Source organism: Streptomyces sp. NPDC126497, from assembly GCF_040302425.1.
Lineage (GTDB): Bacteria > Actinomycetota > Actinomycetes > Streptomycetales > Streptomycetaceae > Streptomyces.
In genome coordinates this window covers 1-15487 of the sequence record NZ_JBEORT010000011.1, presented here as the reverse complement: position 1 = coordinate 15487, position 15487 = coordinate 1, and the positions used below count along the sequence as shown (strand labels likewise).

Below are 15487 nucleotides of genomic sequence, written 5' to 3'. Positions count from 1 at the left end.
AGAGTGGCTGGCCGCTGACCGAGCGCCGCGCGCAAGACCAAGGGGAGCAATCGGATGCCGCACACCGAGACACCGGGCACCGAGGCTGCCCGGGCGACCCGGCTGCGCTGGTGGACGGAGCTGCCGCTCATCCTCCTGGTGTACGCCTGCTACTCGGCGGGCCGGCTGGTCGTGCGGGGCGACGTCTCCGACGCCGTCGACCACGGTGTGGCGATCCTGCGGATCGAGAAGGCGCTGTACCTCAACGCCGAGCACCCGCTGAACCGCCTCTTCACCCGTGAGCCGTGGCTCGGCATACCCGCCGACTTCTGGTACGCGTCGCTGCACTACCTGGTGACACCGGCGGTCCTCGTCTGGCTGTTCCGCTCCCACGCGGTGCGCTACCGCGCCGCCCGCACCTGGCTGATGACGTCCACCTTCATCGGCCTGATCGGCTTCACCCTGCTGCCCACCTGTCCGCCCCGGCTGCTCGACGCGAGCCACGGATTCGTGGACACGATGGCGCACTACAGCGCGTACGGCTGGTGGGGCGGCGAGGCGAGCGCCCCGCGCGGGCTCGGCGGCATGACCAACCAGTACGCGGCGATGCCGAGCCTGCACGTGGGCTGGGCGCTGTGGTGCGGGGTGATCCTCTGGCGGTACGGGCGCACGCGCCTGACGAGGACGGCGGCCGTCGTCTACCCGCTGGTGACCACGATCGTGGTGATGGGCACCGCGAACCACTACTTCCTCGACGCGGCGGCGGGCGCCGCCGTCATGGGCGTCGGCCTGCTGCTGGTCCCCGCCGTGACGCGGTTCGCGGACCTGGCGAAGGCCCGCTTCCTGCCCCGCCCTTCGGTCGTCCCGGCGGACCCGCCCGTCACCGGTTCCCCGATTGTCAGTGCCGGATGCCACACTTCCGCGGGTGAGCGATTTCCACGGCAGCGGTACCCCGAGTCGCGGTACGGACCAGGAACCGAACCGGGTGCCTCCCCCTCGGACGCGGGAGAGGGCGCTCCGGCACCGGCTCGCTGAGCTGCGCGGCCCGGAGGTCCAGCCCAGGGCGCTGGACGCGCGCGCCCTGGCCGCCCTCGCCGCCAACCCGGGCTGCAGACGGCGCGCGATCCTCGACGGCGCCGGGGTGGACAAGGCGGTGCTGGCCGACGCGCTGGGCGCGCCGTCGGTCTTCGGCCAGTCCCAGTTCGCCCTCGTGCGGGGCAACGCGTTCGAGGCGAAGGTCAAGGCGGACGGCGGTACGGAACTGCTGCGCCTCGCCCACGAGAAGCTGGACCGCGGAGCCGAACCGCCCGCCGGCGCGCGCGTGCCCGACCTCACCGCCCAGGGCCCGCGGGGCCGCACGGCCCGTACGGAGCTGGCGCTGCGCGAGGCCACCGAGGCGCCCGGCGCCTGGACGCTGCTCGACCACCCCATGCTCGCGCTCGACGTGGCCGGCTCCCCCGCCTTCCTGGAGCCGGACGCGGTGGTGGTGCACCCGGACGGCAGCTGGACGGTGGTGGAGATCAAGTCCTTCCCGATGCTGGACGGCGCCGCGGACCCGGCGAAGGTCGGCGCGGCGGCGCGCCAGGCGGCGGTGTACGTGCTGGCCCTGGAGCAGGTCGCCGCGCGGCTGGAGTCCGCCCCGCGCGTGCGGCACCGGATCCTGCTGGTGTGCCCGAAGGACTTCTCCAACCTGCCCACCGCGTCCGCCGTGGACGTGCGCAGGCAGCGCGCGGTGACCGCCCGTCAGCTGGAGCGGCTCACCCGCATCGAGGAGATCGCCGACGCGCTCCCCGAGGGCACCTGCTTCTCGCCCCGGCTGCCCGCCGAGCGGCTGGCCGAGGCCGTGGAGTCGGTCCCGGCCACCTACGCGCCGGAGTGCCTGTCCGCGTGCGAGCTGGCCTTCCACTGCCGGGACCGGGCCCGCGCGCGGGACATGGTGACCCGCCTGGGCCGTCCGGTACGGGCCGAGCTGGGCGGTCTGACGACGATCGGGGAGGTGCTGGCCGCGGCCCGCGGGGAGGCCGGCGACCCCGACGACCCGGCGGTGGCGGCCCTGCGCAGGGCCGCGGCGCTGCGCGCGGAGGCGCTGGGCGCGGCCGCCCCGGAGGTGGCCCCTTGTCGCTGATCACCACCCTCGCCCGCCTCGAGGCCGTCAGCACCGGCCGGGCCCGGCCCGCCGCCACCGTCCGGCACCGGCACCTCTCCGAGCGGCCCCTGGTCCTCGTCCCGCTCATCACCGCCGGTGAGGCGGGCGCCCCGCTCGGCGCGCTGGTGGGCACCGACCGGGACGCGCCGCGGCTGCTGGTGGTGCCGCAGCCGCGCGACCGCGACCTGCGGTTCGCGTTCCTGGCCGAGCTGGCCGACGTGGTGCTGCCGTACGTCGACGGTTTCGCGGACGTCGTGGAGGCCGCCGAGCGTTCCGGGACCGACCCGGAGACCGGCAAGCGGGTCAAGGTCGAGGTCGAGCTGTGCGCGGACGCGCCCCAGCTGATCGTGCCGTCCCGGGCCGGCATCGACCTGATGCGGCTGCTGGGACGGTCCACGCGGTTCCGGCGCACGGCGGAGCAGGATCCGGAGGCCCCGTTCCCGGCACCGCCCCGGGTGCCGCTGCTGGGGCGGTGGCTGACGCACTTCGGGGAGCGGGCCCGGGTGCCCGGCTCCTCGCTGCTGCTGGCCATGACCGACGTACTGGCCCGGCACTGGGCGACCGGGCAGTCCTCCCTGGAGGACCAGCACCTGGGGGCGCTGCTCGCCTGGATCGACCCGCCCGAGGGGCGTTCGGGGGCCGAGGCCGCGCGGGAGGCCGAGCTGGCGCGGGACGCCGACGGCCAACTGGTGTGCCCGCCCGCGGGCCCGGCGACCGACCCGGCGTTCGACAACAAGCTGCTCGCCCCGGCGATCGAGCGCTACGACCGGGCCCGCAGCGCGCTCGCGGCGGCGGAGGACGGCCTGGAGGCCGACGACCGCCTCGGCGCGCTGACCGCCGCCGAGCGGGAGATCCGGAAGCTGGTGGAGAGCCGGACGCTGCCCACCTGGAGGGCGGTGTGGCGGGGGATCGACCTGCTGCGGGGGCTTCCGGAGGGCGCGCGCGTCGAGGAGCGGTGGACGCGCGACCGCTGGTCGTTCACCGGTCACCGGGACCGCGTCCTGGCCGGTGAGCCGCCGCAGCCGCGCCGCGACGACGCGGTGACCGCGGCCAACAAGCTCGCCGTGCGCGAGCGGGAGCAGGCCCGCCTTGAGGCGCAGGAGGCGCTCGACGACCCGCTGGTGATGGCGGCCCGGCGGCTGTCCGGGGAGGCGTTCGCGGGCGAGGTGGTCGACGTGGTGATGGCGTACAGCGAGAGCAGGCGGCCGAGCCCGCGCCCGCTGGTCACCGTCCGCACGGACGACCGCCCGCACCTCGGCGAGCGGGTGCGGGCGTACCGCTCGCTGGGCGGGAAGCCGCAGACGGTGGAGTTCGCGGGGTACGAGGACGGTCCGGAGGGCGGCCTGCTGGTCCTGCGCGTCCTGGACAGGATGGGCCGGGGCAGGGAGCCGGAGGAGGGCTCCGTCCCGGAGAAGGGCGACCGGGTGTGCTTCACGCTGTTCGAGCACGAACCGCGCGGCGGCGCGAAGCTGCCCGACCCGGAGGAGACCCCGTGGACCCACGGCGGTCCGCCCGGTGAGGAGGCCGTCGCGGAGCCCGCCGACCCGGTGACCGAGGAGGACGTGCTGTGACCGCCCCCGCCCGACAGGCCGTGTTCGACCCGGGTGCGGCGGCCGCCCGCGCCACCGACGCGATCCTCCGCGACACGCTGCGCGGTGCCGCGCGCGGTGTCGTCGTGGACTCCCCGCCCGGCGCCGGCAAGTCCACGCTGGTGGTGCGGGCCGCGCTGGAGCTGGCGCAGGCGGGCCGCCCGCTGATGGTGGTGGCGCAGACCAACGCACAGGTCGACGACCTGGTCCTCCGCCTCGCCGAGAAGGACCCCGACCTGCCGGTGGGCCGGCTGCACAGCAGCGACACCGACCCGTACGACAAGGCGCTCGACGCACTGGACAACGTCCGCACGTCGGCGAAGGCGGCCGATCTCACCGGGCTGCCGGTGGTGATCTCCACGGCGGCGAAGTGGGCGCACGTCAAGGGCGTCGAGCCGTGGGAGCACGCGATCGTCGACGAGGCGTACCAGATGCGCTCGGACGCGCTGCTCGCGGTGGCCAACCTGTTCGAACGGGCGCTGTTCGTGGGCGACCCGGGCCAGCTGGACCCGTTCTCCGTCGTGGGCGGCGAGCAGTGGGCGGGCCTGTCGTACGACCCGTCGGCGTCGGCGGTGACCACCCTGCTCGCCCACAACCCCGACCTGCCGCAGCACCGCCTGCCGGTGTCCTGGCGGCTCCCGGCGTCGGCGGCCCCCCTGGTCTCCGACGCCTTCTACCCCTACACCCCGTTCCGCAGCGGCACGGACCACGGCGACCGCGCGCTCACCTTCGCCGTCCCGTCGGACGGTTCGGCCCCGGACCGGGTGATCGACGAGGCGGCGGAGTCCGGCTGGGGCCTGCTGGAACTCCCCGCCCGGCACACCCCGCGCACGGACCCGGAGGCGGTGCACGCGGTCGCGCTGGTGGTCCGCCGCCTGCTGGACCGGGGCGGAGCGGCGGTCTCCGAACGCTCCCCGGACCCCACCCCCCTCACCGCCGACCGCATCGCCGTCGGCACCGCCCACCGCGACCAGGCCGCGGCGATCCGGTCGGCACTCGCGGAGCTGGGCGCGGCGGACGTCACCGTCGACACGGCCAACCGGCTCCAGGGCCGCGAGTACGACGTCACGGTCGTCCTCCACCCCCTCTCCGGCCGCCCCGACGCCACCGCCTTCCACCTGGAGACGGGCCGCCTGTGCGTCCTCGCCTCCCGCCACCGCCACGCCTGCGTCGTCATCTGCCGCGAGGGGGTGACCGGTCTCCTGGACGACTACCCGTCCACCGAACCGGTCCAGCTGGGCACGCTGGTGAAGTTCCCGGACGGCTGGGAGGCGAACCACGCGGTCCTGGCGCACCTGACGGAACACCGGGTGTCCTGGCGGCCCTGAGCCGTTCAGCGGGTCAGCGTCTCCCAGGTCCGGGGGCCGACGACGCCGTCGACGGTGATGCCCGCGCGCTGCTGGAACTCCCGCACGCGCGCTTCCGTGACGGGACCGAAGTCACCGTCGACGGCCAGCCGCTCCCCGCGCCGCACATGGTGGTTGAGCAAACGCTGGAGTACGCGCACGGCGTGCCCCTGGGAGCCCAGGCTCAGCGTGGGGGCACCGACGGAGGTGTGCGGTGTCGACCCGCTGCTCGTCAGCGTCTCCCAGGTCTGGGGGCCGACGACGCCGTCGACGGTGATGCCCGCGCGCTGCTGGAACTCCCGCACGCGCGCTTCCGTGACGGGACCGAAGTCACCGTCGACGGCCAGCCGCTCCCCGCGCCGCAGGTGGTGGTTGAGCAAGTGCTGGAGGATGCGTACCGCGGGGCCCTGGGAGCCCAGGCTCAGCGTGGGCACGTCGGTGGCGCCCCCGCCGGGTTCCATGGGAGCGGGGGTGGGCGCGGGCGCGGATGGCTGGATGTCCAGGTATATCGCGTACACCCCCAGGTCCCCCGCGTCGTCCACGCCGGTGAGGACGAGCTCATCGGTGTACTGGAGCGTCCGGGGGTCGTCCGGGCGTTGCAGGGTGCGCCGACGGCCGTCCGCGCTGAGCAGCCTGGCCGCCGGCAGTGCGATGGCCGACGGCTGGTACGCGTCGGGCCCCATGCCCAGGAGTTCGTCGGCTATGAAGTCGACCAGGAGCGAGGCCAGGACGTCGACCACCGGCGCCGCCACGGCGCCCACCGCTCCCCCGGCGAGAGCGGACAGGGCGGCGGTGACCGCGGCGGAGACGGCCTGGGCCAACGCCTGCTTCTGCTTCTCCGCCTCCGCCGGATCGGAGGTCTCGATCTCCACCAACGTGGCGGAGACGCTGAGGTCCTGCACCGGCCCGGAGTAGAGGAGCCGTTGGACGACGGCGATCCGCGGAGCGTCTTTCCCCAGTTCCAGGAATCCGCTTTCCGGGATCTTGACCAGCGGTTGGGGATTTATCCCGGCAAACAGCTGGACGGTGCCGACCACCTCGTCCAGTTCCTCCTGGCGAATTCGGCATTCGAGCCCCGTGAACCATACCTTCACATCGGCCATCGTTCACCACATTCCTGCCGGCTCAGGTGGCGACGTCCACCTTGAGAGCCTCCTGCACATTGTGAATGGGCATGGCGAGACCGTGACTGCTCAGGCCGCCACCGAGATCCAGGCCGGAGGTCCCGAACAGAAGGCCGATCACCTGGTTGCTGGAATTCAGGACCACCGACCCCGAATCGCCTTTTCCTCCGAACACCGTCACGAAGGGGACGGATCCGCTGAACTCGATCTGATCGATGACCGGCGCGAACAGCGACGCGATCGTCCTCACCACGAATCCATGGGTGAGCAGTGTCCGTTTGCCGCGCTTCTTCACCACTTCCCCCAGAGGGGGAATCCGGGTCCACGCCCCCTGCACGGGCCCGATCTCCTCGATGATCGCCTTGGCGCCACGGGATCCGTTGAGCCGAATGGTCGCGCAGTCGAGGAACAGCGGGTTGTTTTCGTTGCGCAGAGCGGACACCTGGCCGACGACGTCCGTCACGGGGGAGAAGAAGGTCTGCCCGGGCTGGTAGACGTTGAGGCCGGCCTGCTGGGCGACGTGGGCGTTCGTGAGCAGGTGCAATCCGCCGTCCCCGCGGCTCTTGACGACCGTCCCCGCCGTGCCCGTCGGCGGGGCGAAGATCCCGTCGGCGATGGTGCGCTCCCTGGAGATCTCCATGCCGCCGCGCAAGGGGTCGTACCTGGCGGTGTCGTCGAGGAGTTCCGGCCGGGCCACCACCACGTCCGTGACGTAGCCGCCGAACTCGGGCGGGACGAATTCGGACTCCGCGACGTCCTCCGCACCCCTCTTCTCCGGAACGTAGACGAACAGGGCCAGCCGGCCGGTGTAACTTCCGCCGACCTGCTTCAGTCCGACACCGGTCGAATACTTTCCCGCGCTGCGCGCATTCAGTTTGTTACGCAGCGCCACTGCGGCCTCGACGGCATCCTGCGGAACGGAAATGGGCTTGTCCGGCAACATGGTCATCACCTGGGTGTCACGGAATCGCCGGTTCCACTGTCGCGCGACAGCGTTCAGGACACGCAGACGGCCCTCGACGGCGCACGGAATTCGGGAAGGGTGACCAGCAGGGCGACCGTCCGGTACGGGTTCGATGCCGTCCGACCCGACACAGGAACCTGATATCAGGACATCACAGACACTTTCCCTCCGCAAGGGGTGAGGGGTGCAATGCGGGTGGGAAAAGCTGACACATTCGCAATGTTGATCCGACAACTTGCGCCGGCGAAACAGAAAGGGCGCCGGCGGTTTTCCGGTGCTCGCCGACAGGCCGCGGCGCCCCGCCGGCCGAGGACGGTCCGGCGGCGGGGCGAGGCCCTCTTGCGGGGGCGCGGGACAATGGACGGTGGCCCGCCCTCCCGGGGGGCCGACCGCGACGTACGAAGGAGAAGTCATGGCGGAGCACACGCCGCGCCGGGACCAGCCGCGGCTACGCCCCGCGCCCCTGCTGTTCGAGCCCGCGGCGGCGGCCTCGGATCCCGAGCACTTCTTCGACCTGGAGTCGATCGAGGATCCGCGCGCGCTGCTGGAGCGGGCGACCGAGCTGACGCTCGCCTTCCGTGCCGCGGCGGACCGGGCCACGGAGTTCCAGGCGGTGGCGGCGGCCCAGCTGGCCGATCCCCGCCGCTTCGACCGGTTGACGCCGGCGGACATCGCCGAGCGCGCCGAGTGGACCGAGGACTACGCGAAGAAGATGGTCGAGTTCGGCCAGGGCCTGATGCGGGGCGGCGAGGGCGGCCCCGGGCACACCGATCCCGCCTAGCGGGCATATGCCGGGCGGGCAAGATACCCCTTTTCCCGCCGCGCGTCCCGGATTTCGGCGACTCTGCGCGAGCGTCCCGCCACAGCGGGTAGACCTGTCCGTCATGAGCAGCCCATGGAACGCCTCCGACGCCGACGGCCTCACCCCCGACGGCGCCGCCTGGCTCGCCTCGGCGGGTACGCATCCGCGCAGCGCGCTCGCACACTGGAGGGAGCGGCCGGACGCGCCGGTCGTGCTGCCCTGCGGGGTGGTCTTCGACGTGGTGAGCGCGCCCACGGTCTTCGGGCGCCGGATGCTGGACCGGATGTGGGAGGAGGGTCCGGGCTCGGGTCCGGTGGCCGAGTTCCGGGGCCGGATGCTGCTCTTCGCCGCACCGGGCACGGCACAGCGGCTTCCCGCCCTCATGGAGTGGGAGGAGTGGGGCGCGGGCGGCGCGGACGGCTCACGCACGGACGGCGTCCCGCCGCTGCTGTGCCACGGCCCCGGCGACGCGGTGACCGTCCCGGCGGCCGCCGCCCGCTCCGGCTCCCGCTGGCTCGTCGCCCCCGACACCCGTCACCCCTGGCTGCCGGGCCCGGAGGTGTTGCTGTGGGCGGCCGTGCGGGCGGCCCGGTCGGCCGTGCGGATTTCGATTTTTCCTCCCGCCGATCAGGGTGCTAATGTCTACGACGTCAGCAGGCGCCGCTAGCTCAGTTGGTTAGAGCAGCTGACTCTTAATCAGCGGGTCCGGGGTTCGAGTCCCTGGCGGCGCACGACACGACGAAGGCCCCTCGCGCGAGCGGGGGGCCTTCGTCGCGCCTACCCCGTGCTGATCCGCACCGTCCACGCCCCCGACGCCGTGCGCCCCTCCACCTCCACCCGCACGGACTCCCCGGGCACCGTGAAGCTCTCGCCGAGGGCGACCGGGGCGTCGGCGAGCGGCGGGTAGACCGAGTCCCCCGCGCACGCCCCGGTGCGCGGGTGGGCGTCGACGACCTCGATGGGGCCGCGCCCCGACCGGGTGTCGCTGCTCACCCGGTACACCAGCACCCCCTGCCGGCAGACCTCCGTGTCGTTGCCGACCGGTCCGCGGGCTTCGAGGGCGATCACGCTGTCGGGTCCGGTGCGGACCACGGCGAGCTTGGTGCCCCGTCCGAGCCCGAAGGACGGCGCCCCCGCGGCGCCCGTCACCGGCGTCCCCGCCCCCGCTCCCAGCGGCTCCAGCGTCAGCCGCACCGGCCCCGCGTCCTGCACGCACCGCACCTGCCGGGGCTCCAGCCAGCCCAGCTTCCACTTGTGCCAGCCGAACAGGTCCGGCGCCAGGGCGAACTGGCTGCCCATCAGGTCCCAGTCGCCGACGTGGGTGTCCCAGTCGCCCTTGCCGTCCACGGGCCGGTGGTAGAGGTCGGGCAGGTCGAAGACGTGCCCGGTCTCGTGGGCGAGGACGAGCCGGTCCGGCGGGTGGTTCTCGAACACGGTGACGACCCGGCGGATGTCGGTGCCGTCGGCGCGCAGCGGACGGTCCAGGTTGACGACCTTCGTGGCGTCGGAGTCCACGCCCGGCGCGTCCGGGTCGGCGACGAGGTACACGATGTCGTAGCGCGAGAAGTCGACGTGCCGGTCGACCACGGAGAGCGCGTCCCGCAGGTAGGCGGACCGGTGGGCGACGGTCCAGTCGCGCCGTACGGCGTACTCCGTGGACGGGCGCGGCATCCGGAACCACCGCCGCAGGGGGTGCGGGCGGAGGGTGAACCTGCCGTAGGAGGCCTGCTCGAAGAAACGACTGGTGGCGGGGAAGTGGTCGGCGGCGAGTTCGGCGGGCGTGGTCAGGGGCTGGGAGTCGGGGAAGGACAGGAAGACCATCACCGCGTCCAGGCTCCGTGCGGGGCGGGGGTAGGCGGCGTTCCAGGTGTCCAGCCCCTCGGAGTGGTGGGCGGTGGTGCGGGTGAGGGCGCAGGGCGCGGTGGAGAAGGGCCCGGCGGCGGAGGGGACGCTCACCATCGAGGTCGCCGCGAGCGCCGACATCGTGGTGCACATCGCGGCGGTGCTGCGCAGCCGGGGCCGTACGCCCGGCGCGCCCGGCCGGCCCGGTCCACCCGATCGGGTCAGTCGTTCCCGGAGCGTCTCACGGCCGAGTCGTCCCGGGGTGAGCTGACGCGGCACGGGGACCTCCGGGAGACGGTTCACGGGACACCGCACCCAGAGTGTGCTGATTTGTCGTACTGCGCCGTGTTCTGCTGCACCGGACGAGTGAGAAACGCGGACATCCGGGCGGGACCGGGCGGGACCGACACCCCGCACACTCACGGAACGTCACAACTGGTCGGAGGCCCGCATTAAGCAGTCCACCCGCGGGCAGAAACGATCGGGCAGGGATGCGGATCCGTCCGGAAGGCCGGACAGTGGCTGGAAGGGCCCGACGTGGGCCTCTATGATCGGCACACTTTCCTGAGACTTTCTGCACGGACAGCGATCGAGTGCACTGCGGGAGCGAGCGGTGAGCGGAACGTCCGAAGGGCCGGCGCCCGCGCCAGGATTCAACCGGCCGACCGTCACAGAGAGTGAGATCCCTACGTCTCCGCGTACGGAGTCCCCGCCCCCGCCGTCTCCCTCGCCCCCACCGTCCCTGCCGTACCGCTCCGTCTTCGCGGCCGCGCCGCTCGCCATGGCCGTGGTCGACCGCGAGGGCTCGGTGACCGGCGTCAACCCGGCCCTCGCCGCCCTCCTGGGCCGCGACCCGGAGACCCTGGCCGGCACCGCCGCCGCCGACCTGGTGGACCTGGCCTCCGACGCCCGCACCTGGCACGCCTACCGGGAGCTGCTGCGCGGACGGCGGGCCGGGCTGCGCTGCACGCGCCGGCTGAAGCACCCCGAGGGGCACGTGCTGTGGGTGCGGGTGACGGTCTCCCCGCTGCCCGCCGACGACGGGGGCGGGGGCGTCCTGCTCTCCGTCGCCGACATCGGCGACCACCGCGAACTCCAGGCGCAGCTGCGGCACCTGCGGGTGCACGACCCGGTGACCCGGCTGCCCAACCGCACCCTGTTCTTCGAACGGCTGACGGCCGCGCTGGAGGCGGAGTCGTACGAGGAGGGCGGCACCGGCCGGATCGGGCTGTGCTACCTCGACCTGGACGGCTTCAAGGCCGTCAACGACACCCTGGGCCACCGCGTCGGCGACCAGCTGCTGGCGGCCGTCGCCGAGCGGCTGACGCGCTGTGCCGAGGAGGCGGGCCGGGCCAGGACCGGCCCGCCGCTGGTCGCCCGGCTCGGCGGGGACGAGTTCGCGCTGCTGGTCGAGGACTCCACCGGCACCGAGCAGCTCGCCGACCTGGCCGAGTCGCTGCTCGACGCGATCCAGGCGCCCTTCGACCTCTCCGGGCGCAGGCTGTCGGTGTCGGCGTCGATCGGGGTGGTCGAGCGGCACGCCGCCGGGACCACGCCCACCGCGCTGATGCAGGCCGCCGACACCACGCTGTACTGGGCGAAGGCCGACGGCAAGGCCCGCTGGACGCTGTTCGACCCGGAGCGCAACGCCTCCCGCGTGACCCGCCAGGCCCTCGCCTCCACGCTCCGCCCGGCCATCGACCGGGGCGAGTTCGCGCTGGAGTACCAGCCGCTGGTGGGCATGGAGGACGACCGGGTGCACGGCGTGGAGGCCCTGGTCCGCTGGCACCACCCGCGGTTCGGCACGCTGACGCCGAACCGGTTCATCCCCCTGGCGGAGGAGGACGGCTCGATCGTGCCGCTCGGCCGCTGGGTGCTGCGCACCGCCTGCCGGCAGGCCCGCGCGTGGCAGGTGGAGCACCCGGACGAGCCGCCGATCTTCGTCAGCGTGAACGTGGCGGTCCGTCAGGTGTGGGACTCCGACCTGGTGGCGGACGTCGCCGAGACCCTGGAGGAGACGGGCCTCGAGGCGGGGCTGCTGCAGCTGGAGCTGACCGAGTCGGCGGTGATGGGCTCGTCCGGCCGGCCGATCCAGGTCCTGAAGGCGCTCAGCGACATGGGCGTGCGCATCGCCATCGACGACTTCGGCACCGGCTACTCGAACCTGGCCTACCTCAGCCGGCTGCCGGTGTCGGTGCTGAAGCTGGACGGCTCCTTCGTCCGGGGCTTCCAGTACGAGGAGCGCGCCGCCGCACCGCCGAACCCGGCGGACGAGGTCATCGTCGAGGCGATGGTGCAGCTCGCCCACCGGCTCGGCCTGACCGTGACCGCGGAGTGCGTGGAGACCGCGGCGCAGGCCAGCCGGCTGCGCCGGATCGGGTGCGACACCGGTCAGGGCTGGCTGTACTCCCGCCCGGTGCCGCCGGACCGCATCTCCGAACTGCTGGGCACGCCCGGGGTTCAGGCGGGCGTGGGCAACCCGTAGGCGTCGGCGATCAGCTCGTAGGAGCGCAGGCGTACGTCGCCGCCGTGGGCGTTGGCGGTGAGCATCAGCTCGTCGGCGCCGGTGCGCTTCTGCAGCTCGTCCAGTCCGGCGCGGACCTCGTCGGGGGTGCCGTGGACGACGTTGGCGTTCCAGGAGTCGACGAACTCCCGCTCCATCGGACTGAAGTCGTACGCCTCCGCCTCCTCGGGGGTGGGCACCAGGCCGGGGCGGCCGGTGCGCAGCCGGACCATGTTGAGCGCGGCGGCCAGCACCTGGCGGCGGGCCTCCTTCTCGTCGTCCGTGGCGAGCGCGGAGACGCCGATGAGGGCGTAGGGCGCGTCGAGGACCTCGCTCGGGCGGAAGGTCTCGCGGTAGAGGTCCAGCGCGGGGACGGTGTTCTGGGCCGAGAAGTGGTGGGCGAAGGCGAAGGGCAGGCCGAGCATGCCGGCCAGCCGGGCGCTGAAGCCGGAGGAGCCGAGCAGCCAGATCGGCGGCCGGTGCGGGGACTGCACACCGCCGGGCGAGGTCGCCTGCACCGGGCCGGGGACGGCGTGGATGCGGCGGTAGGGGTGGCCGTCGGGGAAGTCGTCGTCGAGGAAGCGGGTGAGCTCGGCGAGCTGCTGGGGGAAGTCGTCGGCGCCCTCGTTCAGCCGGTCGGAGCGGCGCAGGGCCGCCGCCGTGGCCCCGTCGGTGCCGGGGGCGCGGCCGAGGCCGAGGTCGACCCGTCCCGGGGCCATGGCCTCCAGGGTGCCGAACTGCTCGGCGATGACCAGCGGCGCGTGGTTGGGCAGCATCACCCCGCCGGAGCCCAGGCGGATGCGCCCGGTGTGGGCGGCGAGGTGCGCCAGGATCACGGCGGGCGAGGAGGAGGCCACCCCGGGCATGGAGTGGTGCTCGGCGACCCAGTAGCGGTGGAAGCCGCGGGCCTCGGCGAGGCGGGCGATGTCCACGCTGGTGCGCAGGGCGTCGGTGGCGGTCCGGCCCGCGCCGACGGTCACCAGGTCCAGCACGGAGAGCGGGACGGGTGCGGTGCCGTGGGCGGTGCCCCGGATCTCCTCTGCGGCGTCTGCGGCCATGGTGGGGTGCCTCCTGTGGGGTGTGACGGTCGCTGCGCGACGTAACAGGAGACGGTCCCCGGTTATTCCCTCCCCCGCCCCGGCACCTCGCGGTGTGCACACCCGACGATCATGCGATACGATCATCTTGCTCGCTGAGGGGGTCGCCCCCCGACAGTGGTCACGCGTTGGTGGTCCAAGGAAAGACGCCCCGCTTCCTGCGGGGAGATGCAGGTGCAAGGCCTGCCCGGCGCTCGAACGGAACCCCGGCCCCGCTCCAGCGGGACCGGGGTTCTTCCGTGTCCGCCGCACGGCGCCTGCTCCGCGGGTCCCGTGGACCGGGCGGGGCCGCCACCCGGTCCACGGCAGGACGCGGATCAGCCGAGCTTGGCCTCCTGCGCCTCGATGACGGCGGTCGGCTGCCCGAACGCCTCGCCCCGGCCGAGCGCGGCGATGTTGAAGGACGAGAAGCCGGCGAGCGTGGTGCCCTGGCGGAAGACGACGACCTTCGTCTCGGCGGAGGTGTCGTCCAGCTTGGTGCCCACCGTCCAGGCGACCGCGTCCTCGCCGGCCGTGAGCTTCTCCTCGGTGACCTTGGTGACCTGCTGCTTCTCACCGTCGATCGACATGCTGAAGCCTCCGGCGCACTTCTTGCCGGCCTCCCGCAGCGCGGCGAGGGTCCGCTCCGCGCCGTCGGCGTCGTAGGACCGCAGGGAGGTCATCGTCTTGGTGATGTCGAGGGAGTCGAGCATCGCCTCCTCGGCCTCCTCCTCCGTCAGCCCCGTGAGGTCCGGCATGCCCTTCCCGGCCGCCTCGGACTCCTGGGTGACGAGCCGCTGGACGCTCGCCGCCGGCTTGCCCGTCGGCACCGACGACAGCGCCTGGGCGACGGGCTCGCACTCGGCCTGCTCGACGGAGAGGGTGCCGGGGTCGGAGACGTCGTCCTTGCCCGGCTCGACGACCTTGTGGTCCTTGAGGTCGGCCGAGGCGATCACGCGCTTCTCCAGTTCGGCGGCGGTCAGCGCCTTCGCGGCCGGGGCGCCGGACGCGGTCTCCCCCTTCGCCGCCCCGTCCCCGCCGCTCCCGCCCTCCTCGTCACCGCCGCCGCACGCGGTGGCCAGAAGGGCGAGGGCGGCCGCGGAAGCGGCCAGGGCGGTACGGCGGACGACGGTGACTCTCATGGTGCTCACTCCCTGATTCGGACGCCCCGCGCCCAGGCGCGGCGCGGGGCTCACGGGAGTGAGACCTTCGTGAGTCGATCAAGGTTGTACCCCGTCGTCCTCAGACCTGGACGATCGGCTCCCGCGTGAACAGGGCGCCGAGTTCGGGGGCGTTCACCCGGCGGTCGGTCAGGCGCAGGCACTCCCAGGCGGTGACCTGGTTGGCGGTGAGGACCGGCTTGCCGAGCTCCTTCTCCAGGGCGGGGAGGTGGGCGATCGTGTGCAGGGCCGTGTCCGGCAGGAGCAGGGCGTCCGCGTCGGGGGTGTCGGCCGCCCGGGCCAGGGCGAACAGCTCCTCCTCGCCCCAGCCGCCGACCTCCGCCGCCGTGACGGTCCCGGAGCCGCGCACCCCGGTCACCTCCACCCCGCCGGCCCGCAGGAACTCGGCGAAGAGCAGGGCCACGTCGTCCGGGTAGGGCGCGCCGACGGCGACCCGCCGCGCCCCGACCTCCCGCACCGCGTGCACGAAGGCGAACGACGTCGACGACGCCGGCATGCCCGCCGTCAGGGCGAGGCTGCGCACCTGCTCGTGGGCGCCCTCCCAGCCGTGCACGAAACCGCCGCTGGTGCAGGCCCACACCACCGCCTCGGCGCCCGACAGGCGCAGCTGCTGCAGGCCGTCCGCCAGCCGCTCGGGCGCCCCCATCTGCCGCAGCACCTCCACCCGGTGCGCGTCCTCGCCGAGGTCGGTGTGCACCAGGTCCACCCGGATGTCGCTGCCCAACAACTGCTCGATACGCGGATAGTCGTCCTCTGCGGAGTGGCCCGGATAGAGGATTCCCAGTGCGGTCATGTCCAGCCTTCCTGCTTCTCTTCCGGCACGTCCGGCGGTACGCGGCTCACCGACGCCGACGACGTCCTCGTCACCACCGGCTCGCAGCAGGCCCTGTCGCTGCTCGCCACCGCCCTGCTCGAACCCGGCGACACCGTCCTCG

The 15487-nt window shown here is 73.5% G+C and carries 13 protein-coding genes and 1 tRNA gene; 8 read left to right on the top strand and 6 right to left on the bottom strand.

What is annotated here, in order from left to right; genetic code table 11:
• Window positions 1-54: 54 nt before the first annotated feature.
• Genes ABTY20_RS08450 through ABTY20_RS08435 form a run of 4 tightly spaced genes read left to right on the top strand, consistent with a single transcriptional unit; the run spans window position 55 to window position 5042 of the window.
• Window positions 55-1014, top strand: coding sequence for a phosphatase PAP2 family protein (locus ABTY20_RS08450; RefSeq protein ID WP_351996197.1), 960 nt, complete (start codon window positions 55-57; stop codon window positions 1012-1014).
• On the top strand, window positions 965-2104 hold the full coding sequence (locus ABTY20_RS08445) for a hypothetical protein (protein WP_351996196.1): 1140 nt from the start codon (window positions 965-967) through the stop codon (window positions 2102-2104). Before ABTY20_RS08450 ends, ABTY20_RS08445 begins: the two co-directional genes overlap by 50 nt.
• Complete coding sequence (locus tag ABTY20_RS08440; protein ID WP_351996195.1) at window positions 2095-3696, top strand: hypothetical protein; 1602 nt, start codon at window positions 2095-2097, stop codon at window positions 3694-3696. Before ABTY20_RS08445 ends, ABTY20_RS08440 begins: the two co-directional genes overlap by 10 nt.
• Window positions 3693-5042: an AAA domain-containing protein gene (locus ABTY20_RS08435; RefSeq protein WP_351996194.1), complete on the top strand. Its 1350-nt coding sequence runs from the start codon at window positions 3693-3695 to the stop codon at window positions 5040-5042. The genes ABTY20_RS08440 and ABTY20_RS08435 overlap by 4 nt, the downstream gene beginning before the upstream one ends.
• A gap of 5 nt (window positions 5043-5047) precedes the next feature.
• Here ABTY20_RS08435 and ABTY20_RS08430 read toward each other — a convergent pair whose 3' ends face one another.
• Together ABTY20_RS08430 and ABTY20_RS08425 are read right to left on the bottom strand one after the other, a co-directional pair.
• Window positions 5048-6163, bottom strand: a complete 1116-nt coding sequence (locus ABTY20_RS08430) for a peptidoglycan-binding domain-containing protein (RefSeq protein ID WP_351996193.1) — start codon at window positions 6161-6163, stop codon at window positions 5048-5050.
• Window positions 6164-6185: 22 nt separating this feature from the next.
• Window positions 6186-7133, bottom strand: a complete 948-nt coding sequence (locus tag ABTY20_RS08425; protein ID WP_351996192.1) for a hypothetical protein — start codon at window positions 7131-7133, stop codon at window positions 6186-6188.
• Window positions 7134-7560: 427 nt separating this feature from the next.
• Between ABTY20_RS08425 and ABTY20_RS08420 the strand changes: the two genes are divergently transcribed.
• From ABTY20_RS08420 to ABTY20_RS08410, 3 genes are all read left to right on the top strand, one after another.
• On the top strand, window positions 7561-7929 hold the full coding sequence (locus tag ABTY20_RS08420; RefSeq protein ID WP_351996191.1) for a DUF8844 domain-containing protein: 369 nt from the start codon (window positions 7561-7563) through the stop codon (window positions 7927-7929).
• Window positions 7930-8032: 103 nt separating this feature from the next.
• Window positions 8033-8617 carry a bifunctional DNA primase/polymerase gene (locus ABTY20_RS08415; RefSeq protein ID WP_351996190.1) on the top strand — a complete coding sequence of 195 codons (585 nt, stop codon included), beginning with the start codon at window positions 8033-8035 and terminating at the stop codon, window positions 8615-8617.
• Window positions 8608-8681, top strand: a tRNA-Lys gene (locus ABTY20_RS08410). Before ABTY20_RS08415 ends, ABTY20_RS08410 begins: the two co-directional genes overlap by 10 nt.
• Window positions 8682-8727: 46 nt before the next feature.
• On the opposite strand, the gene ABTY20_RS08405 is transcribed toward ABTY20_RS08410, so the two are convergent.
• Window positions 8728-9945, bottom strand: coding sequence for a M6 family metalloprotease domain-containing protein (locus tag ABTY20_RS08405; protein WP_502991772.1), 1218 nt, complete (start codon window positions 9943-9945; stop codon window positions 8728-8730).
• Window positions 9946-10405: 460 nt separating this feature from the next.
• Between ABTY20_RS08405 and ABTY20_RS08400 the strand changes: the two genes are divergently transcribed.
• Window positions 10406-12277 (top strand): putative bifunctional diguanylate cyclase/phosphodiesterase, encoded by a 1872-nt coding sequence (locus ABTY20_RS08400; protein WP_351996188.1) that lies wholly within the window; start codon window positions 10406-10408, stop codon window positions 12275-12277.
• On the opposite strand, the gene ABTY20_RS08395 is transcribed toward ABTY20_RS08400, so the two are convergent.
• From ABTY20_RS08395 to ABTY20_RS08385, 3 genes are all read right to left on the bottom strand, one after another.
• The gene (locus ABTY20_RS08395; RefSeq protein ID WP_351996187.1) at window positions 12253-13353 is read right to left on the bottom strand and encodes an LLM class flavin-dependent oxidoreductase; all 1101 of its coding nucleotides are present in this window, start codon (window positions 13351-13353) and stop codon (window positions 12253-12255) included. The genes ABTY20_RS08400 and ABTY20_RS08395 overlap by 25 nt on opposite strands.
• Window positions 13354-13709: 356 nt before the next feature.
• Entirely contained in the window at window positions 13710-14513 is an 804-nt protein-coding gene (locus ABTY20_RS08390) for a hypothetical protein (RefSeq protein ID WP_351996186.1), read from the bottom strand.
• 100 nt (window positions 14514-14613) lie between these two features.
• Window positions 14614-15345, bottom strand: a complete 732-nt coding sequence (locus ABTY20_RS08385) for a maleate cis-trans isomerase family protein (RefSeq protein WP_351996185.1) — start codon at window positions 15343-15345, stop codon at window positions 14614-14616.
• Window positions 15346-15487: the final 142 nt, after the last annotated feature.